We start from the raw sequence: 24500 nt of genomic DNA, 5'->3' as shown, positions 1-24500 counted from the left end.
ATGGCGGCACTCCAGCTGAACCAAAGTGCGCCATACAGAATCACATCGCCCACCCGCACGGGAAGCCGCTATCCTCGGCCCGAGTCAATCTGCCGCGCCAACGCGCCAAGATGTGTAGACGCCCTAGCGCTCGCGGGGAGAGGAAACTGCGCCGGTGGAAGAAAGAGGCCGTCAGGCTGTCCGTTTTTGCGCCGATACCGAACCGGCGCAGCGGTCGACCGGCAGCGTGCGCAGCGAGCGGTCGCGGGCTTCGGCATGGCGGACCTGCCAGCTGCCGCCCGCCGAGTACATGAAGAGATCGAGGTCGCAGGCATCGCTGCGGAAGCGCAGCAGGCGCGCGCCACCGCTTTCGTCGCGCTGGAACACCGGGCGGCCGAACGTGCCGGCGACCTGACGGTCGTCCATGGTCTTGATGGTGGCCAGCGGAATGGGCGTGCCCGGCCGGCTGGATTCGAAGCGGCCCGGCTCGACGCTGGTCAAGGTCACCGCCGGGCGGTCACCGCCATCGCCGCCGCCACCGCCGCCCGTGCAGGCGGTCAACAGAAAGACGCCTAGCGCGGCGGCAATGACGCGCGGGGGGCAGTGCATGATGGCTCCTGGCGAACACGGTGCGGACAGAGGGCGGCATCTTATGCCGCCGCGCCGGACACGAAAAGCAGGGTTGCATCTTGTCCGCGCACAGGTGCGTGCGTTTCGCGTGCCGCGATGCTCAGCCGCCCGGCACGGCTTCGATCAGCCGCGCCCAGTCAGCCGGCGCGATGAGCGCGATCAGGGTCTTTCCGCCCTTGCCGTCCGGCAGATAGATGGCGGCATGGCCATCGGCCAGCTCGCTCAGCTGCGAGATCTGGGCCGTCGTCGGGGCCAGCAGGTGACCGACCACGACCAGGTTGCCGCCGACCGGCGGCGTGTCGAGGTAGCGCCGGTACGCATCGATCTGCCCGGGATTCTCCGGCCCCAGGTCGGCTGCGATCACCGGCTTGGTGCGGAAGGCGATCTCGGCGAAATCGCGCGCCCGGTAGTAGGGGCTGGCCACGACCTTCGTGACGGGAACCCCCAGCGTCCGCAGGCCAACGCCGATCAGGCGCGCCTGCGCCTTGCCAGCCGATGTCAGATTGCTCTGCGCCCGGCGATCGCCGGTGATACGCCAGGGCGCCGGGTCACGATCGTTGCCCGCGGCCTGGCCGTGCCGCACCAGCATCACCAATCCGCCACGGCGCAGCGTATCGACCAGCGCCGGCGGATCCAGCGTCGTCCATGCGACAACAGCACCTTCTTCGCGCGGGGCTTCGCGCATCGCCATGGCGTCGGCCTCGGGTGGCCAGGCAACGATGCCGGCGCGCTCCTGGGCATGCACGGCACCCGCCGACGCAACCAGCGCCGCCGCGAGCACGAGCACTGGCGCCCATCTCCTGGGTTGCATGATTCCCTCCGCGTCGCGCGACTGGCCATAGCCTGTCGGTACGCACGCGATGCCCGGCGCATCCCCGGTCATCGTCATGGTTTTGCCCACGCGCCGTCCTGTTTGACCAGAACTCGCCATGGTTGCACCACAAAGATGCGTCTATCGCGGCTTGGATCGGCCTGTCGATGAGCTTACGCTCGCGATGCGTGCTCAGATGTGGCGATCCTGTGGCGACGCTTCAACCCCGGCGCACCATTCCGTGATCGTCCAAGGCACGGGACAAGAGGGAAGCCGTCAGCCGGGGCGCTGGCCAAACAGCGCCGTGCCGACGCGCACATGCGTGGCGCCGAAACGAACCGCGGTTTCATAGTCGGCGCTCATGCCCATGCTGATCGCAGCAAGCCCGTTGCGCTCGGCGATCTTGCGCAGCAGCGCGAAATGCAGCGCCGGCTCCTCGTCGACCGGCGGGATGCACATCACGCCGGTCACGGGCAATTGGTAATCGTCGATGCAAGCGCGCACGAACGCATCCGCCTCGTGCGGCAGCACGCCTGCCTTCTGCGCCTCCTCGCCGGTATTGACCTGCACGAAGCAGATCGGGCGACGATTGAGACGTGCCATCTCCTTGGCAAGCTCGGCCGCCAGCCTGGGCCGGTCGACGCTTTCGATCACATCGAACAACGCCACCGCATCGCGCGCCTTGTTGGTCTGCAGCGGACCGATCAGGTGGAGCTCGAGGCCGGGATGCGCTGCCTTCAGCGCCGGAAACTTCGCCTCGGCCTCCTGCACACGGTTCTCGCCGAACACGCGCTGTCCGGCGGCGATCAAGGCCGCGACTCGTTCGGCACCGTGCGTCTTGGAGACCGCGACCAAGGTCACGTCATGCGGGTCGCGGCCGGAAGCCGTCGCTGCCGCTGCGATGCGCGCCCGCACCACAGCGAGGTTGGCACCGGCATCGAAGGCAGGATCATCCGGCATGGCAGGCCCTTCACGCAGACGGCGGCGCCGACAGGTTGGGCATCGCCCGCAGGCGCTCCATGCCAGCCTGCGCATCGGTATTGTTGGGATCCACGACCAGCGCCTGCTGATAGGTGGCGCGCGCTTCCTCGAGATGGCCGCGCGCCAGCAGGCAATCGCCGTAGTGCCCCAGCAGCCGTGGGTCGCCGGGCAGCAGCTCGAGCGCGCGCCGATGCAGGACCGCGGCTTCGTGGGCCCGATCCATGCGGGTCAAGGTGCGGCCGTAGTTGGTCAGCACCATCGGATCGTTCGGCGCCAGGCGATGGGCGCGCTTGAGGGCGGCATGCGCGCGCTCCAGCTCGCCCAGCATCAGGAACGCGATGCCGGCGTTGTTCCAGGCCTTGGCATCGTCGCGATGCTGCTCGAGATAGGGCTTCAGCAGATCGAGCGCACGGCCATACTCGCCGCGCTCGACCGCCAGCGCCGTCGCATCCTGCAGCGCGTCCGCGAATCCAGGCCGAATCTTCAAGGCGCTCTCGAAGGCTTCCATGGCGCCGGCCACATCGCCGGTGTGCTCGCGCGACAGGCCGAGCAGGCGCACGGTGTCGGCGCGTGACGCATCGAGCTCGACGGCCCGCTGCAGCGAGGCGATCGCGTCGGCCGGACGGCCGCCGTGGAACAGCACGTGGCCGCGGCTGTGATGCAGCGCCGCCCGATCCGGCGCCAGGGTCAGCGCCTCGTCGATCGCCGCCAATCCATCATCGACATTGCCGGACGCAGCCAGCGCCAGGCCGCGATCGGCCTGGACCCCCGGCCATTCCGGTGCCGTCGCCGGCATCGCCGTGATCGCAGCGTTGAACGGCGCCAGCGCCTCCTCCGATCGCCCCAGGCGGTAGAGCACATAGCCCAGGCCGGCCTGCGCCATCGCCACTTGGCGCCAGCGCTGCGCCACCGCCTCGGGCGGGACATCGCCGTCAGCCGCCGCATCGAGCCCCGCCACCAGCTCGCGATAGGCGCCTTCGGCCTCGGCGTGCCGCTCGAGCTCCGCCAGGGTCGCCGCCAGCCGCAGCCGCGCCTCGTGATAGGCGCCGTCGAGCCGCAGGACATGGCGCCAGCTCTTCACCGCGTCATCGAACCGGCCCTGCCGGTGCTGCACGGCGCCGAGGTTGAAATGCAGCATCGGCTCGTCGGGATCGCGCTTGATCGCCTTGCGCCACAGCTTCTCGGCGGCCGCCGCATCGCCACGATTGACCACGCATACGGCGAGGAAATGCAGGATGTCCGGCCGCTCGCCGAAGCGCACCATGGCCGAGCGAAAACGCACCTCGGCATCGGCAAAGCGCCCGCCGCGCAAAAACTCAAGCCCGTCGCGCAAATCCGGGTCAGGCCCGCCGCTCGGCAGGGTCGGCACAGCAATCGTGGGCGCAGCCATCGACGATATCCTCACGCTTCCGATGCGGCTTGTAGCGACCACGCCCGGCAGCGGCAAGGGACGGGGCCAGGGCGATCGCATATGACGCCGTTCCCCCTCGCCCCGCGGCAGCGGGGAGAGGGAGGGGCCCATCGCGAAGCGATGGGAAGGTGAGGGGTACGACTGATCAGTCCCCATTTTTGCTGCATGGCTTGATCGTTCCTACCCCTCGCCTTCCCATGCCTTCGGCATGGGCCCCTTCCTCTCCCCGCTGCCGCGAGGCGAGGAGATAGCACCGATGCTCCCATATGCGATCGCCCTGGGGACGGGGCCACCTGTGCTACAAGCCCGGCCATGGCGAGCGATGACGACGATCCCGCGGCGCTGTTCCGCGCTGCGATGAAGGATGCCCGGCCGCTCAAGGGGCGACGACGGCGCGTGGAGCGGCCACTGCCGGGACGCGCCCGTCCGTCGGCCAGCGAGAAGCCACGCCCGGCGGCAGCCCTGATGCGGGCTCCGGCCACGCGCCCGCCGCCGCCACAGGCGCTCGATCCGGCCGGCGCGACGGGCCTCGATCGCGCCACCGCCGACAGGCTGCGGCGCGGCCGGCTGATCCCCGACGCGCGCCTGGACCTGCATGGCCTGACCCTGGCCGAGGCGGAGCGGGCCTTGTCGCGCTTCCTGGAACGCGCCCAGGCCACCGGCTGCCGCGTCGTGCTGGTGATCACCGGCAAGGGCCAGCGGGCGCAGGAAGGCCGGCCGGCCGGCGGCCGCATCCGCGCCGAGTTCCCGCACTGGCTCAACCGCCCCGCCAACCGCGCCCGGATCTACGGCGTGCGCGCGGCGCATGCCCGTCATGGCGGCGGCGGCGCGTTCTATGTGATGGTGCGACGATCAAAGTGACAGACGAAGGCCATCACGATCCGATCGTGCTATCACACGATGCAACACCAACAAGCTGAGCATTAACAATCACGAAAATCTCGCGCGTTTGAGGCGCATGACGCCGTCAATCTCTGAAACCGCATCGTTAGCCGCTTGCATATCGATATGCGGCTTGTGTTCGACAAGACGCTTAGCTCTTTCTCCAACGCTTTTGTTTTCACCAAGTTCATCAGTTACGTACAAGGCTGTTGCGAGCTTCTCAAGTTGAGATACACCTTTTCCGGCGACAACATCGGAAACAAAATTGACAAGCTCTGAATACCGATCGACGGTCTTCGGATACATCTCCTTCAGTGTCCCAGCTCCATCCCCGAATCCCAGTGACGGACCATAGGGATACGGCTGTGGCTGAAGCTTAAGCAAGCCGGAGACGCGCATTCTAGAAAGATGATCACTAAGCTCGAATGAATATGGCCCATGCTTATAGAGCACGAACTCAAAATCATTAGGAACGCCAAAAAGCGACGACATTATATAGGTCGCCTTTTGCACATGAGTTTCGCCACACCAGCTACCTTTCGCCTTCATCTTCTCAATAAGGCTCAGCAGCACGGCAGAGTTTTGTGCTGGCTTCATTACTCTTCTCCCCGAGGCTTGATGATGTCTGGGATGCGTCCAACCAGTAGTTTTTTGGCTTTTCCTTGTAAATCTTTAGGTGCAAACAAGTAATTTATCGATATTGGCAATCCCTGCCCCATGATTCTAGAATAACCAGTGGCATCAATTACCCGCCCATCACTTGTTAACACGGGAAATGATTGACCCGAACCTCCACTCGCTATTTGATCTGCCTCTGGATCATGGAAACGTCATCGTCATCCCAACTATGATCGCCTGAACGCCCGCAATATCCGCTCCAGCGCTTCCGCCACGCGCGGCTTGAGGGTCTGCGGCGTCTCGCTATCGGCCAGCAGCTGCGCCACCTCGCAGATCATCGCCGCCAGCATGCGGCTGAGCAGGTCGGGATCATCGAAGGTGAGCTCGCCGTCGCGCCGCAGCGACATCAGCGTCGCGATCAGCAGGCCCAGCGGATAGGCCTCGTCGATCTCCTGATAGCGCTTGCGGCCCAGGATCGCGGGCGCCTCCTGGATCACCAGCCAGCGATAGGCCGGGTCCAGGCAAGCCTCGAGATAGGCTTCGGTGCCGACATGCAGGCGCCGCCACTTGTCCGGCTCCGCCCTGGCGCGGCGCGCCACGGCCTGGGCTGCGCCAGCCTGCAGCTGCACCACCACGGCGTCGAACAGGGCCTTCTTGTCATCGAAGTGGTGATAGAGCGCGCCGCGCGTGACGCGCGCCGCCTGGGCAACAGCCTCGATCCCGGTGGCGTGGTAGCCCTGGGCCGCGAACAGCTGCCTGGCCGCCGCCAGCAAGGCCTGCCGGGTCGCTTCCGAATACTCCTCGCGCCGGCTCTTCTCCCGTTCCGTCTCCATGCGCGTCTCTATAAACATTGACATGTGAGATACTGTAATTATATTACATACTATCGGTATCTGGAACCAGATCGAGGAGCGCCAGCATGGAAACGCGTATCCACGAGATCGCCGACAAGATCTATCGCCTGTCGACGTTGATCCCCGGGCCCGACGGATCGGGCGGCTTCACCTTCAATCAGTTCCTGATCGATGCCGACGAGCCGCTGCTATTCCACACCGGCATGCGTTCCCTGTTCGCGCCCGTTTCGATAGCGGCCGCCAAGGTGATCGACCTGAACCGGCTGCGCTGGATCACCTACAGCCATGCCGAGGCCGATGAGTGCGGCGCGCTGAACGAGTGGCTGGCGGCGGCGCCTCAGGCCACCGCGATGCAAGGCCGCTTCGGCTGCGCCATCTGGCTCAACGACCAGGCGCCGCGGCCGCCGCGCTCGCTGGCCGACAACGAGGTGCTCGACCTCGGCGGCAAGCGGGTGCGTCACCTTTCGACCCCCCATGTGCCGCATGCCGTCGACGCCAGCCTGCTGTACGAGGAAACGACCGGCACGCTGTTCTGCAGCGACCTGTTCACGCAGCTTGGCGACAGCCCGGCGTTGACCGACAGCGACATCATGGGTCCGGCGATCGCCGCCGAGAAGGCCTATGGCTTCACCAGCCTGACCCCCAGGACCGGGCCGACCATCCGGCGGCTGGCGGCATTGGCGCCGCGCACCGTGGCCGTGATGCACGGCGCCTCGTTCGCGGGCCAGACCGTGCCTGTGCTGGAAGCGCTGGCGGGTTACTACGAAACGCAGCTGCGCGAGGCGATGGCGGCATAGCCGCCGGCTATCGCCGGGTCGGCGCCTGCAGCCATGCCATCAGCCGGGCCAGGCCGGCGCCATCCAGGCCTGGAAAGCCATCGACGAGGGCCAGGACCTCGGCCGCGGCATCGGTGCCCAGCGCGGTCGCGAGGCAATCCTCGGCCTTGGCCCGCAACCGCTCGGCCGGCACCGGCCGGCCCCAGATGCCGGGCGGCCCATCGCATTCGCCGCGCGCGCGGCCGCCATCCCACTCGACGTCCACGGCGACCGTCATCGCATCGAAGCGACCCTGCCGTCGCGGATCGGGCCGGATCTCGATCCGCGGCAGCAGGGCCGCGAGGTCCGGCGCGAAACGGCGCGCATCGCTGAAGCTCGCCACGCTCACCGTGCCGTCGAGCAGCGCGATTGCGGCGGTGTATTGGAAGCTGAACTTGCCGGCCAGCCCGGTCGCAGGATCAGGCCGGTCGACATAGGCCATCGGCGGGCCGTGGATCACGACACGGGCGGCCATGCCGCCGGCGGGCATCGCGGCCCGCGCCGCCAGCGCGGCGGTGATCACGAAATGTGTGCCGTACTGGCTGGGATAGAGCTTGTAGGCCGGCCCCGGCTGCACGATGTGCAGCACATCGCGCGCCCGGGTCAGCGCGTCGGGTGCGAAGGCATCGCCGAAGAAGGCCTTGCCGTAGCCGCGTGGACCGCCCAGCGCATCGGCATCCGCCGTGAAGCCGCGCGCCGCCAGCATCGCGCTTTCCAGGCCAGAAGCCGCGGCCTGCCCGCAATGCAGCGCCTTCGTCATACTGCCGATATTGGCCTGGACGCCGCCCGCCCGCGACGCGGCGATGGCGATGGCATGCCGGAACCGATCCACATCCAGCGCCATCAGCAGGCCGCAGGCCGCGGCACTGCCGATGGGACCGACCGCGCCGGGAGGATGGAAGACCAGGCTGCCGGGCTCGAGCTGCCCCGACGACAGACGCAACCGTGCCTGCGCCTCGATGCCGACGGCAAGCGCCGTCAGGATCTGCTCGCCGAGCGGCACGGGACCATCGGCGCCGGCGGTCTCGGCCAGCGCCAGCAAGGCCGGCAGCGTGGTCGACAGCGCATGGTTGGCCGGGTTCCACATCGGCTCGAAATCGAGCACATGCATCGCCGCGCCGTTCACGCGCGCGGCCTCGGCCGCAGCGGCATGCGTGCTGCGGCCGATCAGGCTCGCCGGACGTCCGTCGGCCGGCCGCAGCGCCGACGCGGCAAGGATCGTCGGACCCGCCTCGCCCGCCCCCAGCGCGGCCACCGCCAGACCGTCGCGGACCAGCGCCATGGCGCTTTGGCGCGCCGCGTCGTCGAGGCCACGGGCGGCCAGCGCCAGCAGGCAGTCGGCAAACTCGGCTGTCACGCTCATCGGCTATCACCCCGGATCCGGCAGGGACGAACGGATGGCGTCAGATATAGGCCAACTGTTGACAGTTGACAAACAGGCGAGTCAATCTGTGCGCAAGAGCGTCCCGCGAGCGGCGCAAGAGGGAGTGGACGTCATGACCGAGCAGCATCCCGCCGGACTGACGCGGCGCGCCATCCTTGCCGGCAGCGGCGCTCTTGCGCTTGCCGGCACGGCCCGGGCGCAGACGGCGGCGCCCGACCTGGCCGCGGCGCGCAGCGAGGGCAAGGTCGTCATCTACAACAACTGGCAGCCCAACGGGATCGAGCCGCTGCTGCGGCGCTTCCGCGAGGCCGTGCCCGGAATCCAGACCGAGCAGATCCGGCTGGGCAGCAACCCCTTGATCGAGCGTTTCCAGACCGAGTTCGCGGCCGGCCGCCATCTCTGCGATGTGCTCGTGACCTTCCCGGACGAACGCATCGACGAGGGCATGAAGCAGGGCTGGATGGCGGCCTGGACGCCGGCGGAGATCGGCCACTTCGCGCCCGAGTTCAACAACGGCAACATGCTGTTCACCATCCAGCACTCGCGCGAATGCATCATCTGGAACAAGGCCCAGGTGCGTCCCGCCGACGCGCCCAAGGAGTGGGCCGACCTGCTCGACCCGAAATGGAAGGGCAAGGTCGGGATGAACCCGCCGTGGCGCTCGGTCGCGATCCAGCAGATCTGCGCCTTCTGGGAGGATCTCGGCATCAAGGACGCCGCCGCGCGGCTGAAGGCCAATGAGGTGCGCTTCTTCGAGGGTTCCGGCGGCATCATCCAGGCGGTGATCCGCGGCGACGTGCGCGTGGCCGAGCTGACCGACCTGCCGCTCAATCCGCTGCTGGAGGACGGCGCTCCCGTCGGCTTCGTCTATCCGAAATCGGGCACGACTTTGTCGGCCAACAAGGCCTTCGTCGCCGCCAAGGCTCCGCACCCCAACGCCGCCAAGGTCTTCCTGAACTGGCTCATGACCGCCGAGGGCCAGGTGCACCTGCAGACCTATTGCGGCCTCTCCGTCACGCGCAAGGGCGCACCGCCGCTGAGCAAGCTGCCCGCGACGGCGCAGCTCAGCAACGTCGTCGACGGCGAGAAGATCCTGACGCCGGATCGCCAGAAGGCCATTGTCGAGACGTGGCGGTCGACCTTCGGCATCCGCTGATCCGCGGCGACCGACGACAGGGGCCGCCGATGCCCGCGCATGCCGGTGCCGGCCGGGTCCTGACCGGCGTCTACTGGGCCACCTTCGCGCTGGTCGCGGCGATGGTGGCGATCCCGGTGGTCGCGCTGGTGTACGGCAGCTTCCGCACCAGCGCGCCGGGCCTGCCTGGGGAGTGGACACTGCGCAACTACGCCGGGCTTGCGTCAGGCGGCGTGCTGTCGTCGATGCTCACGACGCTGGTGATCGGGCTGTTCACGTCGGTGATCTCGATCGTCACGGGCGCCGCGATCGCGCTCATCCTGCACCGCACGGATTTCCGCTACACCCGCATCGTGATGCCGCTGATCGGGCTCACGTTCTATTTCCCGTCCTTCATCCTGGCCATGGCGTGGATCATCGTCGGCGCGCCAGGCGGCATCTACAACACCGTCGTCGACGACATGCTGGGCATGCCCTGGCTGCGCGCCGACATCTACACCGCCATCGGCATCGTCTTCGTGATGGTGCTGCACCAGGTGCCGTTCGTGTACCTCACCATGCGCGGGCCGATCATCGGCATGGACCCGATCTATGAGGAGGCCGCCAGCGCCGCCGGCGCCAGGCCGCACCACGTGCTGCTGCGGGTGACGCTGCCGCTGCTGGGCTATTCGCTGATCTCCAGCTTCATCCTGACCTTCGTGATGACGATCGAGCAGTTTGCGATCCCGGCGCTGCTGGGCATCCCGGGACAGGTGACCGTGCTGGCGACGCAGCTCTACCTGCTCGTGCGCTTCTCGCCGACGGACTACGGGCTGGCGGCCGCGATCGGCGTGGCGCTCAGCCTGATCACGGGCGCGGCGATCTGGGCGCAGCGGCGCGTCACGACCGCCGGGCGGCTCACCACCGTCACCGGCAAGGCCGGCCGCATGCGCGACCTGCCGCTGGGACGCTGGCGCTGGGCGGCGAACCTGCTGTGCTTCGGGTTCGTGTTCCTCGGGCTGGTGATGCCGATGGTAATCCTGCTCTACACCTCGGTGCTGAAGTGGTTCACCGTCAACCCCCTGGAGGGCATCTACACGCTGCGCAACTACGCCTTCATCTGGGAAAGCGGCTCGACCATGGGCAGCTTCACCAACACGCTGATCGTGTCGGGCGCCGGCGCGGCGATCGGCGTGGGGCTGGGGCTGCTGTGCTGCTACTTCACGCTGCGGCTGCGGCCTGCCGGACATCGCACGCTGGATTTCCTCGCCAGCCTGCCTTTCGGCGTGCCCGGCGTGGTGCTGGGGCTGGGCCTGCTATGGGCCTACGCCTACCTGCCGGTGCCGCTCTACGGCACGCTGGCGCTGATGGTGATCGCCTTCGTGACGCGCTTCCTGCCCTACGCCACGGAGACCATCGGCGGGCAGATGGTGCAGATCGACCGCAGCCTGGAGGAAGCCGCCTGGGTCAACGGCGCCACCCGCCTGCAGGGAATGTCGCGCATCCTGCTGCCGCTGGTCTCGCTCTCGCTGCAGGGCGCCTACTTCCTGCTGTTCATGGCCTTCTTCCGTGAGATCTCCTCGGCGATCCTGATCTATTCAGTCAACACCTCGGTGATCTCGATATCGATCTGGTCGTTCTTCGAGCAGGCCAACTGGGGATTGGCGAGCGCGCTGGCTGTCGTCGCCACGGTGATCATCTTCGTCGCCATGGCGCTGATCCTGCGCCTGGCGCCGACGGCGCGCCGCGGATGAGAAAGAGAGAGTGAAGAAGGGCGTGCCATGAGCATCCAAGTCGAGGCCCTGACCAAGGGCTACGGGCCGCTCACCGTCGTGCACGGCATCTCCTTCGAGGTCGCCCGCGGCGAGTTCATGTCGCTGCTGGGGCCGTCGGGCTGCGGCAAGTCCACGACCTTGCGCTGCATCGCCGACCTGGAGGACGCCAGCAGCGGGGTGATCCGCATCGACGGGCAGACCGTCTCGGCGCCGGCGCAGAACCTGGTGGTGCCGGTGCACGAGCGCCAGGTCGGCATGGTCTTCCAGTCCTACGCGATCTGGCCGCACATGACGGTGGCCGCCAATGTCGGCTTCCCGCTGGCGATCCGGAAGGTGCCGGCCAGGGACGTGGCGCGGCAGGTCGACAACGCGCTCGAGATCGTGGGCATGCGCCATCTGCGCCAGCGCCATCCGGCGCAGCTCTCCGGCGGCCAGCAGCAGCGCGTGGCATTGGCGCGCGCCATCGTCGGGCGGCCGCGCGTCCTGCTGTTCGACGAGCCGCTGTCCAACCTCGACGCCAAGCTGCGCGAGAGCACGCGCGCCGAGATCAAGCGCCTGCAGCGTGAGCTGGACGTGGCGACCGTCTACGTCACCCACGACCAGGAAGAAGCGCTGTCGATGTCCGATCGGGTGCTTGTCATGGATGGCGGCCGCATCGCGCAGGCCGGCACACCCAAGCAGCTCTACCGCCGCCCGGCCAATCGCTTCGTGGCCGACTTCGTGGGACGCGCCAGCTTCATCGACGTGACGCGCCGCGACGGCGCCGGCTGGACCACGGCCGGCGGCCTCGCACTGCGCCTGGACGATACCGACGCGCCCACGGCGCCGCGCTACCAGGCGATGCTGCGTCCGGAAACCATCGCCATCAGCGCCGGCGGCGGGGCGGAAGCGCCTGACGACGGCCTGAACGTGCTGCGCGGCCAGGTGGTCGAAAGCCACTACCTGGGCGCCTACACCGAATACATGGTCGACGTCGCAGGCGCGCGCATCAAGGTCCACGCCGCCGCCGATTTCGATGTCGGCGCCCAGGTCACGCTGCGCGTCGCGCCCGAATTCTGCCGGCTGGTGGCGATCGACGACACGGCGCAGGCGCCGTGATCGGCGCGTCCGAGGCGCGGGCACCTCGCCCGCCTCCCAGGACGATCGCATATGGCGTAACGCCGTGCTGCTGCCCTTTCTGTCATCCCGAGCGCAGCGAGGGATCTCCCGCGAATGGCGCACCGTGCGCCTTGCCGCAGGAGATCCCTCGCTGCGCTCCGGATGACGGGAGAGTCATAGGCGATCGCCGCGCCCGCGCTCCAAGAACATCAAGGCTCGACGATGATCTTACCGGTGATGGTGCGCTGCTCGAGCGCATGCAGGGCGGCCAGGCCGTCGGCAAGCTTGAAGCGCTGGTCGATGCAGGGGTCGAGCTTGCCCTGCTGCACCAGGTCCAGCAGCGCCTCGATGTCCTCCTTCATCCAGCCGTTGGAGCCCATGATGTTCTGCTCGAACGTCCAGATGTAGCGGATGTCCTCCTTGGGATCGAAGCCGGCCGTGGCGCCGCAGGTCAGCAGGCGGCCCTGGCGGCGCAGGCAGCGGATCGATGGCACCCAGGTGTCGCCGCCCGTGAAATTCACCACCACGTCGGCGCCGTCGGGCGGCGCCGATGCACCGAACACGCGCGGCCGGCCGAAGACGCGATGCGAAGCCGCCATGAAGTTTTCGGTGGCGTAGTTGATCAGGTGGTCGGCGCCCAGGGCGCGCAGCCGCTGCAGCTTCTCGTCGCTGCTGGCGCAGACCGCGACCTCGGCGCCCACCAGCTTGGCGAGCTGCACGCAGCAGGTGCCGACACCGCCCGAGGCGCCCAGGATCAGCACCTTCTCGCCGGCCTTCACGGCGCCGCGCGTCATCATCATGCGATAGGCGGTGCCGTAGGCGCAGGGCAGCGCGGCCGCGGTGTCGAACCCGACTCCTTCAGGCAGGCGCAGGAGCTGGTGGGCGGCGATGCGCACGTACTCGGCCATGCCGCCATCGAAGGTCTCGCCGGTCAGGCCGCCACGCACGCGGTCGATGGGATCGACCAGGACGCGGTCGCCCACCTTCCAGCCCGTGACATCCGGCCCGACCTCGGCGATCTCGCCGGCGAGGTCCAGCCCGACGACGCGCGGCATGCTGATCTTGATGCCGGGCATGCTGCGGATGGTGAAGACGTCGTGGTAGTTCAGCGCACAGGCCTTCACGCGCACGATCACGTCGCCTGATTTGGGCGTCGGATCGGGGAAGCCGGTCTCGTAGGTCATGTCCGCGATCGGCCCATGCCGATGCAGCACGATGGCACGCATGTCTCTGCTCCTTGCTTATTTCGCTCTCCCGCCGGCGGGAGATGATGGACGCCGCAGCGCGGCGGCCGGATGAAGAACTGAAGGTCTGCCGCCTCCCCCTCCCGCAAGCGGAAGAGGGATTCAACGCCCTTCGCGCACGCCGTTGGGGAACATCTCGCGGGCCCGGCCGATCAGCGCCTTGCGGTCGATCTTGTTGGTGCCGGCCAGCGGCAGCTCGGGCAGGAACACCACGCGGCGGGGGTGGGCATAGGCCGGACCGTTGGCCAGCGCGTGCTGCTTGATATCGGCCTCCGTCGGCGACATGCCCTTGCGCGCCACCAGGAACGCGACCGGCACCTCGCCCTTGATCTCGTCGGCGACCGGCACGACCGAGGCCTGGTGGATCGCGGGATGGCGCTCCAGCATCTTCTCGACCTCGCCGGGATAGATGTTCTCGCCGCCGCACACGAACATGTCGTCGGCGCGGCCCACGAAGTGGAAGAAGCCGTCAGCGTCGCGGCGCATCACGTCACCGGTGTCGTACCAGCCGTCGTTCAGCTTCTCGCGCGTCTTCTGCGGCAGGTTGAGGTAGCCCGGCATCATGGTGGGCGTGCGCAGATGCAGCACGCCTTCGTCCGGCGTCGCGCCGCCCACCAGCTTCACCTCGGCATAGGACTGAGGATAGCCGATCGCCGTGTCGGGGCGCGGCTTGCCCTGCGGATGCGGGCCGAACTGGCTGGGTCCGCCCTCGGTGGTGCCGTAGCCGTTGGAGAACACGGCGCCGGGGAAAGTGGCGCGCACGGTGTCGGCCAGCGCCTGCGTGAGCGGCGCCGAGCCGGTGAAGACGAACTTCACGCAGGAGAGGTCGGCCCGCGCCAACGCCTCGCGCTCGCGCACGGCCAGCGCCAGCATGGTCGGCACCGAGGTCAGCACCGTCACGCGATAGCGGTCGATGGCCTCGATATAGGCACGGCCGCTGAACTGGCGCAGCAGCACGTTGGTGGCGCCGAGCTGGGCGATCTGCTTGGAGAAGAAGAGCGCGTTCATATGGAACAGCGGCGCGGCGACGATCGCGGCCTTGCCGCTCAGCACGTCACGCAGGCCGATGTCGCGGTTGACCATCCACACATACGGACCGTGCAGCAGCGGCACCCCCTTGGGCATGCCGGTCGAGCCCGACGTGTAGAGGATCGTGGCCGGCTCGTCGGGCTCCATGGCGACGGCCGTGAAGGCGCCGGGATCGAGATGGTCGCGCCAGCCGGCAGCGGTCGCATCGAGTGGGATCATCGGCAGATGCGAGGGCACCATCGTGGCGCGTTCGGCATCGGCGTACATCAGCGCGATCGCCGAGTCCTTGACGATGTGATCGACCACGTCGCGCGGCAGCTTGTGGTTGATCGGCACGGCCACGAATCCGGCCCGCATGATGCCGAAATAGGCGATCAGCACCTCGGCCCGGTTCGCCGACAGGATCCCCACGGATGCGCCCCGCGACAGGCCGCGGCGCGACAGGCCGCGCGCGACCGCATCGATGAGCGCGCGCGCCTCGCCGTAGGTCAGCGTGGTCGCGTTGCCGTCCGGCTCGACATCGATCACCCAGGCACGGTCGTCGGGTGCCTGGGGATCGAAGACGTCGCCAAGGTTGGTGACATCCGGGTCCCGTTCATACGGAGGTCGGTACATGACCGTCGCTCCTAGCCCACTTGCGCGGAATAGGTGCCGCGACCGACGGCGCATAGCCGGCCCTGATCGTCGGTCACGTCGATGTCGACCACCGCCACCGTGCGACCCAGCCGGCGCACCGTGGCCTTGCCGCGCAGGAACGTTCCCACCGAGGGACGCAGGTAGTCGACGCGGAAGTTGATGGTCGGCACGCCGCCCTTGAGCACGATGGCGACGGCATAGTCGCCGACCGTGTCGATGAACGAGGCGATCGGACCGCCATGGAACTGCCCGGTGCCGGCCGCGCGCTCGAGCTCGGGCCGCATCGGCATCTTCATGGTGACCGTCTGGGCCTTCTCATCGAGCGACTCGACCGTGAGGTTCAGAAAGCTGATGAACGGCGAATCGGCAAGCCAAGCTGTGACAACCTCGACAGTCAGCGGTTCCGACATGGACTCCCCCAAGCGGCACGTCCTCGGACGCGCGGTGTTGCAAACGCAGATGGCGCGGCCGTGGCCGCGTGATGCCGAACGCTAGCGGAGAGCTGGGAAAATTGCTTGGCTTTTTTGCCCGCATCGCCGCAAGGCGGGCAAACTGATTTCGCGCTTTCACCCGTTGCCGAAATGTGATTCTCAAGGCCGCTTCACGCGCGCGCCGGTGCCTGCAATCCTGCTATACACATCTCGGGGGTCAACGCCGCTGTCATCCTGAGCGCGTGTGACTCATTCCCTCCCCGGAGGGGGAAGGTGCTCCGAAATGACGTTTCGACGCTGTCGCGTCGACAGAGGCGGATGGGGGATGTTCGAACGGATTCGCTGTTCCATGGGGGAGGATTAGAATCACAAACACTCAGGATAACGGACGAGTGCTTCGCGTAAGATGTCGCGCTTGCCGCTGACGACCTTGATATCGTCGTCGGTCAGCTTGCCAGCCTTCCTTGATCTTGCCCGAGAATTGCCTCCAGTTGCCATCAATCCGCTCCCAGCTCATCACAATGCCGCCTCGGCTCGCCGCGCATCGCAGGCAGATCGGGAGCGAGGGCAACGCCGCAACCCATTGACGGTTCCTGCAAATCCCGGACGCCACAGATTAAGCCCTTCTCTCCACGGTGCTCAGGCCCCATGTGCGGTGCATGAACGAAGGCACCAAGACGCAACCCGAAAGCCTTGCCCCGTCGTCGGGCGGCATGGGTGCGTTGAAGGAAGAGCTGATCACCCTGCTGCCTGACCTGCGTGCCTTCAGCCGCTTCCTGTGCCGTGAGCGCGCCGCAGCCGACGACCTGCTGCAGAACACCATCGCGACAGCGCTGGCCAAGCAGCACCAGTTCGAAGCCGGCACCAATCTGAAGGCCTGGCTTTTCACGATCATGCGGACGCAATTCTATTCCGACCTCAGATCGATGCGCCGGCGCCGCGACGCCCTGGACAGCGCCTGCAGCGATAATGTCGTGCCCTCGCCCGAGCATCGGGCTGAGCTGATGGACCTGACGGCAGCGCTCTGGCGCCTCAATCCGCAGTACCGGGAAGCGCTGATCCTGGTTGGTGCAGGCGGCTTCTCCTACGAGGAGGCTGCCGAGCTGTGCGGCTGCGCCGTCGGAACGATGAAGGCCCGCGTCTCGCGGGCTCGACGGCAGCTGGCCGAAGCCATGGCATGAACCGGACACCACTACTGAATGTGGTTGATCGGCAATTTTAATCAAAATCCAGCAAAATGAAGGAATCCGGCAACCCTTTCACTGGCCGCGGCATTGATCCCACGCAAGCCTAATCAAGAACCTCGACGGAGCAGCACGATGTCGACGGCAGAAGCCAAGGCCACCAACTTTCACGCCGACCTGAAGGCGATCCTCCCCCGGCTGCGGGTCTACGCGTTGTCCCTGACGCGCGACCGCGACCGTGCCGATGATCTGGTGCAGGAGACCGTCGTGAAAGCCCTGGCGGGCCAGAAGAGCTTCCGGCCGGGAACCTGCTTCTCGGCGTGGGTGTTCCGCATCCAGCGCAATGAATTCATCTCCGGCCTGCGGCGCTTGCGCCCGACCGTGCCGCTCGACGAGACCATCTGCAACGCGCTGTCGCATCCGGCGCACCAGGACCGTGGCCTGGTGATGGCGGAGTTCCTGATGGCCTTCGGAAAGCTGTCCGTCGGGCAGCGCGAGGCCCTGGTCCTGGCCGTCGTCGACGGCCAGTCCTACGAGCAGATCGCGCGCCATGCCGGTGTTTCGGTCGGCACCATCAAGAGCCGCATTTCGCGTGCCCGCGACATGCTCGAGCGGCTGCTGGTCGGCGACGGCGACACCGCGCAGGCGGCAATCGATGCCGTCAACGGCGAACGCGCGGACGCCTCCCGCCACGATCGGCGCGGGACATCGTTTTCGTCCCCGCCTGAGCCCAATCCGTGATAGCATACCCAGCTGTTGCGTCGGGGTTGTGCTGTTGGCCGGACGGCATTTGAGCCCCATATGGTCGGTGAAGCCCTCGATGTACGGTGGTTCACGCATTGATGCCCGGAAGCCGCGCGAGGGGCGTCATGGCCGATGATCGGCACGAGACCCCTCCAGAGCTGCGTCCGCGCAAGCAGCCGTCGCACGCGTCCCGCGAGGAAAGGCCGTTCGACGTCTGGCTCAACCGCCAGCTCCATGCGATGTACGACGACATTGCGCACGAGCCTTTGCCGCAGGACGTCCTGGACCTGATCGAGCGGGACGGTCAGCAGGCAGCGGTCGAGGGTGCGATGAAGGATGGGGCCAGCCATCAGTCCGAGTCGGAAGATGAAACAGGGCGCGACAAGCGCTGAGGCGCCTGCCGCGCTGCTGATTGAAGCAGATTTCAACGCGCCGCGCGGCGCTTCTCCTCGGCCAGGATCTTCCTCTTGCGATCGACACCCCAGCGGTAGCCGGTAAGCGCGCCGCTGGCCCCGACCGCGCGATGGCACGGCACGACGATCGCCACGGGATTGGTCGCGCAGGCGCGGCCGACGGCGCGGGCTGCGCCGGGCTCGCCGAGCCTCTCGGCGATCGCACCGTATGTCAGCGTCTCGCCGACCGGAATGTCGGTCAACGCTTTCCAGACGCGCCACTGGAACGCGGTGCCGACAATGTCGAGCGGCAGGTCGACGGCATCGATCGCGCTGGGCTTGCGGCCGTCGAGCCGCGCCAGCACCGCCTTCACGCGCGGCTCCAGCGCATCGTTGTCGCGGACGATCTCGGCTGCCGGGAAGTCGCGGAGCAGGTCGTCGGCCAGCTTCGTGTCGTTGTCGCCGAGATAGACCGCCGCAATGCCCTTGCGCGTGGCGCCGACCAGCACCCGGCCGTGATCGCTGTCGGCGATGGCATAGGCGATGCGGGCGCCGGCGCCGCCCTTGCGGTAGGTCGCCGGCGTCATGCCCAGCACCTTGTCGGCGTTCTCATAGACGCGACTGGAGGAGCCGTAGCCGGCGCCGTACAGAGCTTCCGTCACGCTCTCGCCGCTCTTGAGCGCCGCCTTGAAGCGACCGGTCTTGCGCGCCGCCAGCCAGTCGCGGGGACTGACCCCGAGCTCGCGCTGGAAGCGACGGGTGAGCGTCGAGGCGGTGATGCCCACCTTGCGCGCGATGGCCTCGAGCGACGGCGGTGTGTCGGCATCGATATCATCGAGCAGCCGGCACGCCGTGGCCACCGCCCGGCTCAGGCCCTTGTCGGTCAGCCACTCACGCGGCCGGCAGCGCTTGCAAGGGCGGAATCCTGCCGCCTCGGCTGCCTCGCATGAAGCATGGAAAGCGACATTCTCGCGCCGCGGCGTGCGCGCGCCGCACGACGGCAGGCAGTACACGCCCGTCGTCCTCACGGCGAAGTAGAACCGGCCGTTGAATGCCCGGTCGCGGCGGCGCAGCGCCGCCCAGCAGGCCTCGGCATCCGGCATGTCACCGTCGGACGCGCTCATGGCGGGGGCCGGCACGACGGCTTCACGCGGCGTCGCGCGGCTCGGGGCGAAGAAAGATCGGCTCATCTCGGTCATGCCCGCAGTGAACATCCCGCGACGATCCTGCGCTATCCGCCACCTGACGGCAATTTCCGACGGCGCCCCGGCGTCCGGAACCGGGCTAGCGCAGCTTGGGAATCTGCAGGGGCAGGGCGTCCGACGGGACCACCAGCTGCGCGGCGTCCTGCGGCCCGCGCGTCACGCGCGAGGCTTCCCAGATCACCCGGTTGCGGCTGACATCGCGCGTGCGCAGGGCAATGCCGTCACGGGTGACACAGGTCACCACGGTATGCCCCTTGGCGGTTTCGAACTCGTACTCATCGCACGTTTCGCCCGCGATCTTCGCCTCGCCGACACGCCTGGCATCGCGGTCCAGCATGCTCACGGCCTCGCCCGCCCGCTCCGGATCGATCTGCATGGCGATCTTCTGGCCCAGGCGCTGGCTGACCACGGTGGCCGTGCGCGCCTCCAGATCGATGAAGATCGCTGCCTTCTTGCCGTCGACCTCGGTGTCGACGCGCAGCTTGCCGGCGCCGTGGCGCACCGAGGCCGGGCTGCTGCCTTTCTTGCCGGACGTGATCGTGCCTTCGGCGACATAGTCCGTGGTTGGCTTCGGCAGCGGCTCGGCGCGCAGACCTGCCGATGGCAGCGCCAGCGCCAGCAGGGCGAGCGGAGCGGGACCGAGGCGTCGCATGGGGTCTCCGACAGGCATATCAGGTTGATGCGATGTAGGAAGCCATTGGGGCGCCGGCGTGGCATCCGGCCCGGCCGTCATTCATCGCCGGGCCGCGGCATATTGCCCATCCGGTGGCTCATCTGCCGGCCCCCGAAGATGTGGACATGGAAGTGGAAGACCAGCTGGCCGCCATTGGGGCCATGATTGGCAACCAGCCGGTAACCATCCGGCTCCAGGCCCAGCATCTTCGCCGTCGTGCCGACGGCGCGCCAGAAGCCCACCACAAGGGCGTCGGGCGCGCGGGCCGAAAAGTCGGCGTTCGACACGTACTCGCCCTTGGGCACGACCAGCACATGCACCGGCGCCAAAGGATTGATGTCGTGAAACGCCAGCGCATGCTCATCCTCGAAGACCTTCTTGCACGGCAGCTCGCCGCGCAGGATGCGCGCAAAGACGTTGTTGCGGTCGTACTCCATGTCCTGCTCCTGTCAGCGCGCCATAACGGCGATCACCGCGAAGGGAGTCAAGACACGGTGCCGGGTGGGGCCCTATTTGGCCTGGGCGCGCACCATGTGGGCCGCCAGTCCGATGAAGAAGACGCCGACGACGGCATCGAGCGTCCGCCGCACCCACGGGACCCGGCGCAGCGAGGCCGTGGCTCGGCCGCTGACGGCCGCCAAGCCGATCAGGTAGAGCGTGCCCGGCACGTTGAAGATCATGCCCAGCAAGGCCAGCTGCAGCGACGTGTGGCCCAGCGACGGCTCGACGAACTGCGGCAGGAAGGCGACGAAGAAGACGGCGGCCTTGGGATTGAGCGCATTCGTCACGGCGCCGCGCAGGAACAGGCCCAGCGTCGACCGGTCGGCGGGAACTGCCGGCCTGGATGTGCCGGCGCCGAGGGCGTGGCCCCGCCAGGCGTCGCGCAGCGCCAGCACGCCCAGCCAGCAGAGATAGGCGGCGCCGGCCATCTTCAGGATGCCGAACGCCCAGGGCGATGCCGCGATCAGGGCGCTGATGCCGGTCGTCGCCAGGGTGACATGGACCAGGCAGCCGCAGAACACGCCCAATGCCGCCAGCGTGCCGGCACGCACGCCATGCGTGGCGCTGGTGCTGGCGACCAGGAAGGTATCGGGCCCCGGCGTGAGGATCAGCAGCGCCACGGCCCCGAGATAGAGCCACAGAAGTTGCGGGTCGAGGATCACGGATCGAGGATCATCAGTTGGTTGGACGGTCCAGGCTGCTGGGTGCCGGGTCGATGACACGGACCTGGTCCTTGCCGATCTCCAGCACTGCCAGCGCCCGTTCAACGCGCCCATCGGAGCGGAAGCGGAAGAGCCCGTCAAGACCGCGGAAGCCCTCCGGATCGTTCAGCGCCGCGGCCGTGAAGTCGCCGCCGGGCCTGGTGCGCGCCAGCTTCGCCGCCATGTTCACCGCATCGTAGGCCAGGGTCGCGAGCCGGTGCGGCGCCTTGCCATGCACGGCGGTGTATTTGCGCTCGAAATCGGCGCGGCGGGAAGGATCCGGCGCCGCGAACCAGGCGCCATCCAGATTGCCATCGACCGCGATGGTGGGCGTGTCCCATATCCCGGTGCCGATGTACTGCGCCTTCCTGGCATCCGGGCTGGTGGCCTCCAGCGCTTGCGTCGCCGCGGCCAGCGGCGGGCCTGCTACCGGCAGCAGCACGGCGGTCCTGCCTTCGGCGCCGGCCGCCTGGGTCACGCGGCCGGCGCTGCCGGTCAGGTTGCCGCCGCTGAAGTTGAACCGCTCGGCCGCGACCACGCTGCCGCCGCGCGTCGTGACGGCATCGCGCAGAGCCAGCGTCGCCTGGTCGCCATAGGCGGTCGCCGGCGCGAAGACGGCGAACCGGCGGATACCCTGCGCCAACGCATAGTCGGCCACACGGCGGACCTGCGTCTGCACGCCCAGCCCCATGGGGTAGACACCCGGCTGCGCCACGCCCTCGTCGTTGGAGAAGCTCACCATCTCCAGATTGGCATCGCGCGCGGCTGGCGCGGCAGCGGCGGTCGCCGGCCCGAACAATGGCCCGAGCAGGATCACCGCGCCGTTCAGCGCCGCCCGCTCCACGGCCGCGACGGCGCGATCGGGGGTATCGCCGGAATCGACCGGCATGATGGCGATGTCGCGGCCGGCGCCATCGAAGATCGCCATCTCGGCGGCCTCCAGCATGGACGTGCCGATGTCGCGCGCCCGGCCCGACAGCGGCAGCAGCAACGCCACCTTGAGCTTGCCGGTGGCGGTCACGCGCGGCGCCGGCTCCGGCCTGGGGGTCGCCACCGCGACGGCAGGTGCTGGCGGCGGCGGCGGCGTGCTAGATTGCATGGTGCCGGCGCAGGCGCCCAGCATGAGGCCGATGGCCGACAATGCCAGCCATCCGGCAGCGCCGGATCCCGGGGCGCGGCCCATCGACGGAAACGGCGCGAGCGAACGGAGCATCATGGCCCTCCCAACACGAACAATGCCGGCACTCGAGGACGGTAGCGACCGGGCCGACGCAAGTAAACCGGCGCCGGGCCTTTACCTTGTCGCGACACCGATCGGCAATGCGCGCGATATAACGCTGCGCGCTCTGGACATCCTGCGCGCCGCCGACATCATCGCCTGCGAGGATACAAGGGTCACGCGCACGCTGCTGACGCTTTACGGCATTTCAACGACGGTGATCGCCTGCCACGACCACAACGAGGCCACGGCCGCCGACCGCATCCTCGCCGAGGTCGCAGCCGGAAAGGTCGTGGCGCTGGTGAGCGACGCGGGGATGCCGCTCGTATCCGATCCCGGCCACCGCGTGGTTCGCGCCGCGATCGATGCCGGACGGCCCGTCACCGTCGTGCCCGGCCCGTCGGCGCCGCTCGCCGCCCTGGCGCTGGCGGGACTGCCCAATGAACGGTTTCTGTTCGCCGGCTTCCTGCCGGCCAAGCCATCGGCGCGGCGCGAGGCCATCGCGTCGCTGGCGTCGGTGCCGGCCACGCTGATGTTCTTCGAGGCGCCGCATCGCCTGGTCGAGACGCTGGCCGATCTCGCTGATCTCCTGGGCGCACGGCCGGCCGCCGTGGCGCGCGAGCTCACCAAGCGCTTCGAAGAGGTGCGCCGCGCCCCGCTCGATGCGCTGGCCGGGCATTACGCGGAAGCGGGTCCGCCCAAGGGCGAGATCGTGCTGGTGATCGCGCCGCCGGGGCCGCAGGCCGGGCCTGCCGCTGGCGATATCGAGGCTGCCCTGCGCACGGCGCTCGCCCAGACGGGTGTGCGCGAGGCCGCGGCCGAGGTCGCGGCCCGTTTCGGCCTGCCGCGCCGCGAGGTCTATGCCCAGGCGCTGGCGTTGAAGCGATCAGCGCCATGACATCGGTGCCATCCGGCGGCGCCGCCGATCCGCGGCGCATCGCCGCCGACCGGATGGGACGATGGGCGGAATGGCGGTGCGTCTGGCGATTGCGGCTGAGCGGCTATCGCGTTCTGGCCCGGCGATGGCGTGCGCCGGCCGGAGAGATCGACATCGTGGCTCGCCGCGGCACGCTGGTGGCATTCGTCGAGGTCAAGGCGCGCGCCCGGGCGGCCGATGCCGCCTTCGCCTTGACAGAACCTCAGTGGCGGCGCATCGCTCGTGCGGCAGAGCTGTTCATCGCGCGCCGTCCGGGACTGGCCGGATGCGCGATCCGCTTCGATGCCATGCTGGTGACGCCGCGCGGCTGGCCGACGCATATCGTTGACGCCTGGCGACCGTGACGGCGCGGATGGTCGCAATGGCAGCAACGCGATGACGGACCAGGCCAAGGCGGATCGCCCCGCGCTGTTGCGGCGGCTGACGGCGCTGTGCGCCGCAGGCGATGTGGCCGTCGATATCGTCGAAGCCGGCCTGGTCCTGTCGGCGCTGCGCCGTCCCGGCCTGGAAGATGCTCCCTATCGGGCCCACGTGGCGACGTTGTGCGCGGAGGTCGGCGACCAGGTGCGCCGCCGGCGGCGGCCGGTGGAGGCGCTGCGCGAGGTTCTGGTGCACGGCTACGGCTACCGCGGTGACCGCGAGACCTACGACGACCTGCAGAACGCCGACCTGGCTGCGGTGATCGACCGGCGGCGCGGCCTGCCGGTGGCGCTCAGCCTGGTCTGGCTGCAGGCGGCACGCGCGCAAGGCTGGTACTGCGTCGGCGTATCGTTCCCCGGGCATTTCCTGGTGCTGCTCGATGCCGAGGGCACGCGCACGGTGCTCGATCCATTCAACGCCGGGGCCACCCTGCAGCCGCCCGACCTGCGGGCGCTGCTGAAAGCCATGCATGGCGCGCAGGCAGAGCTTCAGCCGCAGCATGTCGCCACCGTGCCCGACCGCGACGTGCTGCTGCGCCTGGAGAACAACATCAAGATCCGCCAGCTCAACAGCGGCGACACGACCGGGGCCACGGCCACGCTGGAACGGATGACAGCCGTCGCCCCCGAACGATCGGAGCTGTGGTTCGAAGCCGGCTCGCTCAACGCACAGGTCGACGCCGTCGGCGCTGCCTGCCGCGCCTTCGACCGGTTCCTGGCTGTCGACGCCGAAACCCCCGAGTCGCACGATCCCGAGGTGACGGCAGCCCGCGCCAAGGCACGGCGCGACGCCACGGCTCTCTTGCGCGAACTGCGGCGGCGGCTTAACTGAG

General features: G+C 68.3%; 26 protein-coding genes. 11 read left to right on the top strand and 15 right to left on the bottom strand.

Annotation, left to right across the window (positions count from 1 at the left end; translation table 11 throughout):
• Positions 1 to 171: 171 nt before the first annotated feature.
• From FHP25_RS23175 to FHP25_RS23160, 4 genes are all read right to left on the bottom strand, one after another.
• Positions 172 to 588, bottom strand: coding sequence for a hypothetical protein (locus FHP25_RS23175; RefSeq protein ID WP_147849342.1), 417 nt, complete (start codon positions 586 to 588; stop codon positions 172 to 174).
• Positions 589 to 709: 121 nt separating this feature from the next.
• Complete coding sequence (locus tag FHP25_RS23170) at positions 710 to 1420, bottom strand: histidine phosphatase family protein (RefSeq protein ID WP_178133723.1); 711 nt, start codon at positions 1418 to 1420, stop codon at positions 710 to 712.
• 276 nt (positions 1421 to 1696) lie between these two features.
• Positions 1697 to 2380, bottom strand: a complete 684-nt coding sequence (locus tag FHP25_RS23165; RefSeq protein ID WP_147849340.1) for a YggS family pyridoxal phosphate-dependent enzyme — start codon at positions 2378 to 2380, stop codon at positions 1697 to 1699.
• 10 nt (positions 2381 to 2390) lie between these two features.
• Complete coding sequence (locus tag FHP25_RS23160) at positions 2391 to 3791, bottom strand: tetratricopeptide repeat protein (RefSeq protein ID WP_178133722.1); 1401 nt, start codon at positions 3789 to 3791, stop codon at positions 2391 to 2393.
• Positions 3792 to 4124: 333 nt separating this feature from the next.
• Between FHP25_RS23160 and FHP25_RS23155 the strand changes: the two genes are divergently transcribed.
• Positions 4125 to 4673, top strand: a complete 549-nt coding sequence (locus tag FHP25_RS23155; protein WP_231712441.1) for a Smr/MutS family protein — start codon at positions 4125 to 4127, stop codon at positions 4671 to 4673.
• A 69-nt stretch (positions 4674 to 4742) separates the two neighbouring features.
• Here FHP25_RS23155 and FHP25_RS40905 read toward each other — a convergent pair whose 3' ends face one another.
• The gene (locus FHP25_RS40905) at positions 4743 to 5291 is read right to left on the bottom strand and encodes a hypothetical protein (RefSeq protein WP_178133721.1); all 549 of its coding nucleotides are present in this window, start codon (positions 5289 to 5291) and stop codon (positions 4743 to 4745) included.
• A 248-nt stretch (positions 5292 to 5539) separates the two neighbouring features.
• Complete coding sequence (locus FHP25_RS23145; RefSeq protein ID WP_178133720.1) at positions 5540 to 6145, bottom strand: TetR/AcrR family transcriptional regulator; 606 nt, start codon at positions 6143 to 6145, stop codon at positions 5540 to 5542.
• A gap of 86 nt (positions 6146 to 6231) precedes the next feature.
• On the opposite strand from FHP25_RS23145, the gene FHP25_RS23140 reads away from it, so the two are divergent.
• The gene (locus tag FHP25_RS23140) at positions 6232 to 6963 is read left to right on the top strand and encodes an oxygen-binding di-iron domain-containing protein (protein WP_147849337.1); all 732 of its coding nucleotides are present in this window, start codon (positions 6232 to 6234) and stop codon (positions 6961 to 6963) included.
• A 7-nt stretch (positions 6964 to 6970) separates the two neighbouring features.
• Here FHP25_RS23140 and FHP25_RS23135 read toward each other — a convergent pair whose 3' ends face one another.
• A complete protein-coding gene (locus FHP25_RS23135) occupies positions 6971 to 8344 on the bottom strand; it encodes an MmgE/PrpD family protein (protein WP_147849336.1) in 1374 nt (457 codons plus the stop codon).
• A 133-nt stretch (positions 8345 to 8477) separates the two neighbouring features.
• Between FHP25_RS23135 and FHP25_RS23130 the strand changes: the two genes are divergently transcribed.
• From FHP25_RS23130 to FHP25_RS23120, 3 genes are read left to right on the top strand one after another with little or no spacing between them, the layout of a single operon-like run.
• A complete protein-coding gene (locus tag FHP25_RS23130) occupies positions 8478 to 9521 on the top strand; it encodes an ABC transporter substrate-binding protein (RefSeq protein ID WP_178133719.1) in 1044 nt (347 codons plus the stop codon).
• A 29-nt stretch (positions 9522 to 9550) separates the two neighbouring features.
• Positions 9551 to 11233, top strand: coding sequence for an ABC transporter permease (locus FHP25_RS23125; RefSeq protein ID WP_178133718.1), 1683 nt, complete (start codon positions 9551 to 9553; stop codon positions 11231 to 11233).
• A 27-nt stretch (positions 11234 to 11260) separates the two neighbouring features.
• A complete protein-coding gene (locus FHP25_RS23120) occupies positions 11261 to 12352 on the top strand; it encodes an ABC transporter ATP-binding protein (RefSeq protein ID WP_147849333.1) in 1092 nt (363 codons plus the stop codon).
• Between the two features lie 209 nt (positions 12353 to 12561).
• Here the strand turns inward: FHP25_RS23120 and FHP25_RS23115 are convergent, their stop codons facing one another.
• From FHP25_RS23115 to FHP25_RS23105, 3 genes are all read right to left on the bottom strand, one after another.
• Positions 12562 to 13578 (bottom strand): quinone oxidoreductase family protein, encoded by a 1017-nt coding sequence (locus tag FHP25_RS23115; protein ID WP_147849332.1) that lies wholly within the window; start codon positions 13576 to 13578, stop codon positions 12562 to 12564.
• A 120-nt stretch (positions 13579 to 13698) separates the two neighbouring features.
• Positions 13699 to 15240 carry a class I adenylate-forming enzyme family protein gene (locus FHP25_RS23110; protein ID WP_147849331.1) on the bottom strand — a complete coding sequence of 514 codons (1542 nt, stop codon included), beginning with the start codon at positions 15238 to 15240 and terminating at the stop codon, positions 13699 to 13701.
• Between the two features lie 11 nt (positions 15241 to 15251).
• Positions 15252 to 15671 (bottom strand): PaaI family thioesterase, encoded by a 420-nt coding sequence (locus FHP25_RS23105; protein ID WP_147849330.1) that lies wholly within the window; start codon positions 15669 to 15671, stop codon positions 15252 to 15254.
• Between the two features lie 680 nt (positions 15672 to 16351).
• Between FHP25_RS23105 and FHP25_RS23100 the strand changes: the two genes are divergently transcribed.
• From FHP25_RS23100 to FHP25_RS23090, 3 genes are all read left to right on the top strand, one after another.
• Positions 16352 to 16873: a sigma-70 family RNA polymerase sigma factor gene (locus FHP25_RS23100; protein ID WP_231712440.1), complete on the top strand. Its 522-nt coding sequence runs from the start codon at positions 16352 to 16354 to the stop codon at positions 16871 to 16873.
• Positions 16874 to 17011: 138 nt separating this feature from the next.
• Positions 17012 to 17617 (top strand): sigma-70 family RNA polymerase sigma factor, encoded by a 606-nt coding sequence (locus FHP25_RS23095; RefSeq protein WP_147849329.1) that lies wholly within the window; start codon positions 17012 to 17014, stop codon positions 17615 to 17617.
• Positions 17618 to 17745: 128 nt separating this feature from the next.
• Positions 17746 to 18012 (top strand): hypothetical protein, encoded by a 267-nt coding sequence (locus FHP25_RS23090; RefSeq protein WP_147849328.1) that lies wholly within the window; start codon positions 17746 to 17748, stop codon positions 18010 to 18012.
• A gap of 32 nt (positions 18013 to 18044) precedes the next feature.
• Here the strand turns inward: FHP25_RS23090 and ada are convergent, their stop codons facing one another.
• The 5 genes from ada to FHP25_RS23065 all read right to left on the bottom strand — a co-directional run bounded on the left by ada (position 18045) and on the right by FHP25_RS23065 (position 22308).
• The gene (gene ada, locus FHP25_RS23085) at positions 18045 to 19202 is read right to left on the bottom strand and encodes a bifunctional DNA-binding transcriptional regulator/O6-methylguanine-DNA methyltransferase Ada (RefSeq protein WP_269434401.1); all 1158 of its coding nucleotides are present in this window, start codon (positions 19200 to 19202) and stop codon (positions 18045 to 18047) included.
• Positions 19203 to 19296: 94 nt separating this feature from the next.
• Entirely contained in the window at positions 19297 to 19869 is a 573-nt protein-coding gene (locus FHP25_RS23080) for a hypothetical protein (RefSeq protein WP_147849326.1), read from the bottom strand.
• A 77-nt stretch (positions 19870 to 19946) separates the two neighbouring features.
• A complete protein-coding gene (locus tag FHP25_RS23075; protein WP_147849325.1) occupies positions 19947 to 20327 on the bottom strand; it encodes a histidine triad nucleotide-binding protein in 381 nt (126 codons plus the stop codon).
• 72 nt (positions 20328 to 20399) lie between these two features.
• Positions 20400 to 21053, bottom strand: coding sequence for a LysE family translocator (locus FHP25_RS23070; protein WP_218578531.1), 654 nt, complete (start codon positions 21051 to 21053; stop codon positions 20400 to 20402).
• A gap of 13 nt (positions 21054 to 21066) precedes the next feature.
• Positions 21067 to 22308: a penicillin-binding protein activator gene (locus FHP25_RS23065; RefSeq protein WP_147849323.1), complete on the bottom strand. Its 1242-nt coding sequence runs from the start codon at positions 22306 to 22308 to the stop codon at positions 21067 to 21069.
• Positions 22309 to 22327: 19 nt separating this feature from the next.
• On the opposite strand from FHP25_RS23065, the gene rsmI reads away from it, so the two are divergent.
• Genes rsmI through FHP25_RS23050 form a run of 3 tightly spaced genes read left to right on the top strand, consistent with a single transcriptional unit; the run spans position 22328 to position 24499 of the window.
• Positions 22328 to 23209, top strand: a complete 882-nt coding sequence (gene rsmI / locus FHP25_RS23060) for a 16S rRNA (cytidine(1402)-2'-O)-methyltransferase (protein WP_178133717.1) — start codon at positions 22328 to 22330, stop codon at positions 23207 to 23209.
• Positions 23206 to 23592, top strand: coding sequence for a YraN family protein (locus tag FHP25_RS23055; RefSeq protein ID WP_147849321.1), 387 nt, complete (start codon positions 23206 to 23208; stop codon positions 23590 to 23592). Before rsmI ends, FHP25_RS23055 begins: the two co-directional genes overlap by 4 nt.
• Positions 23593 to 23623: 31 nt before the next feature.
• A complete protein-coding gene (locus FHP25_RS23050) occupies positions 23624 to 24499 on the top strand; it encodes a SirB1 family protein (protein WP_147849320.1) in 876 nt (291 codons plus the stop codon).
• Position 24500: the final 1 nt, after the last annotated feature.

The sequence above is a fragment of the Vineibacter terrae genome, assembly GCF_008039615.1.
GTDB classification, from domain to species: Bacteria; Pseudomonadota; Alphaproteobacteria; order Reyranellales; family Reyranellaceae; genus Vineibacter; species Vineibacter terrae.
This window is presented reverse-complemented; position numbering and strand designations above follow the sequence as displayed.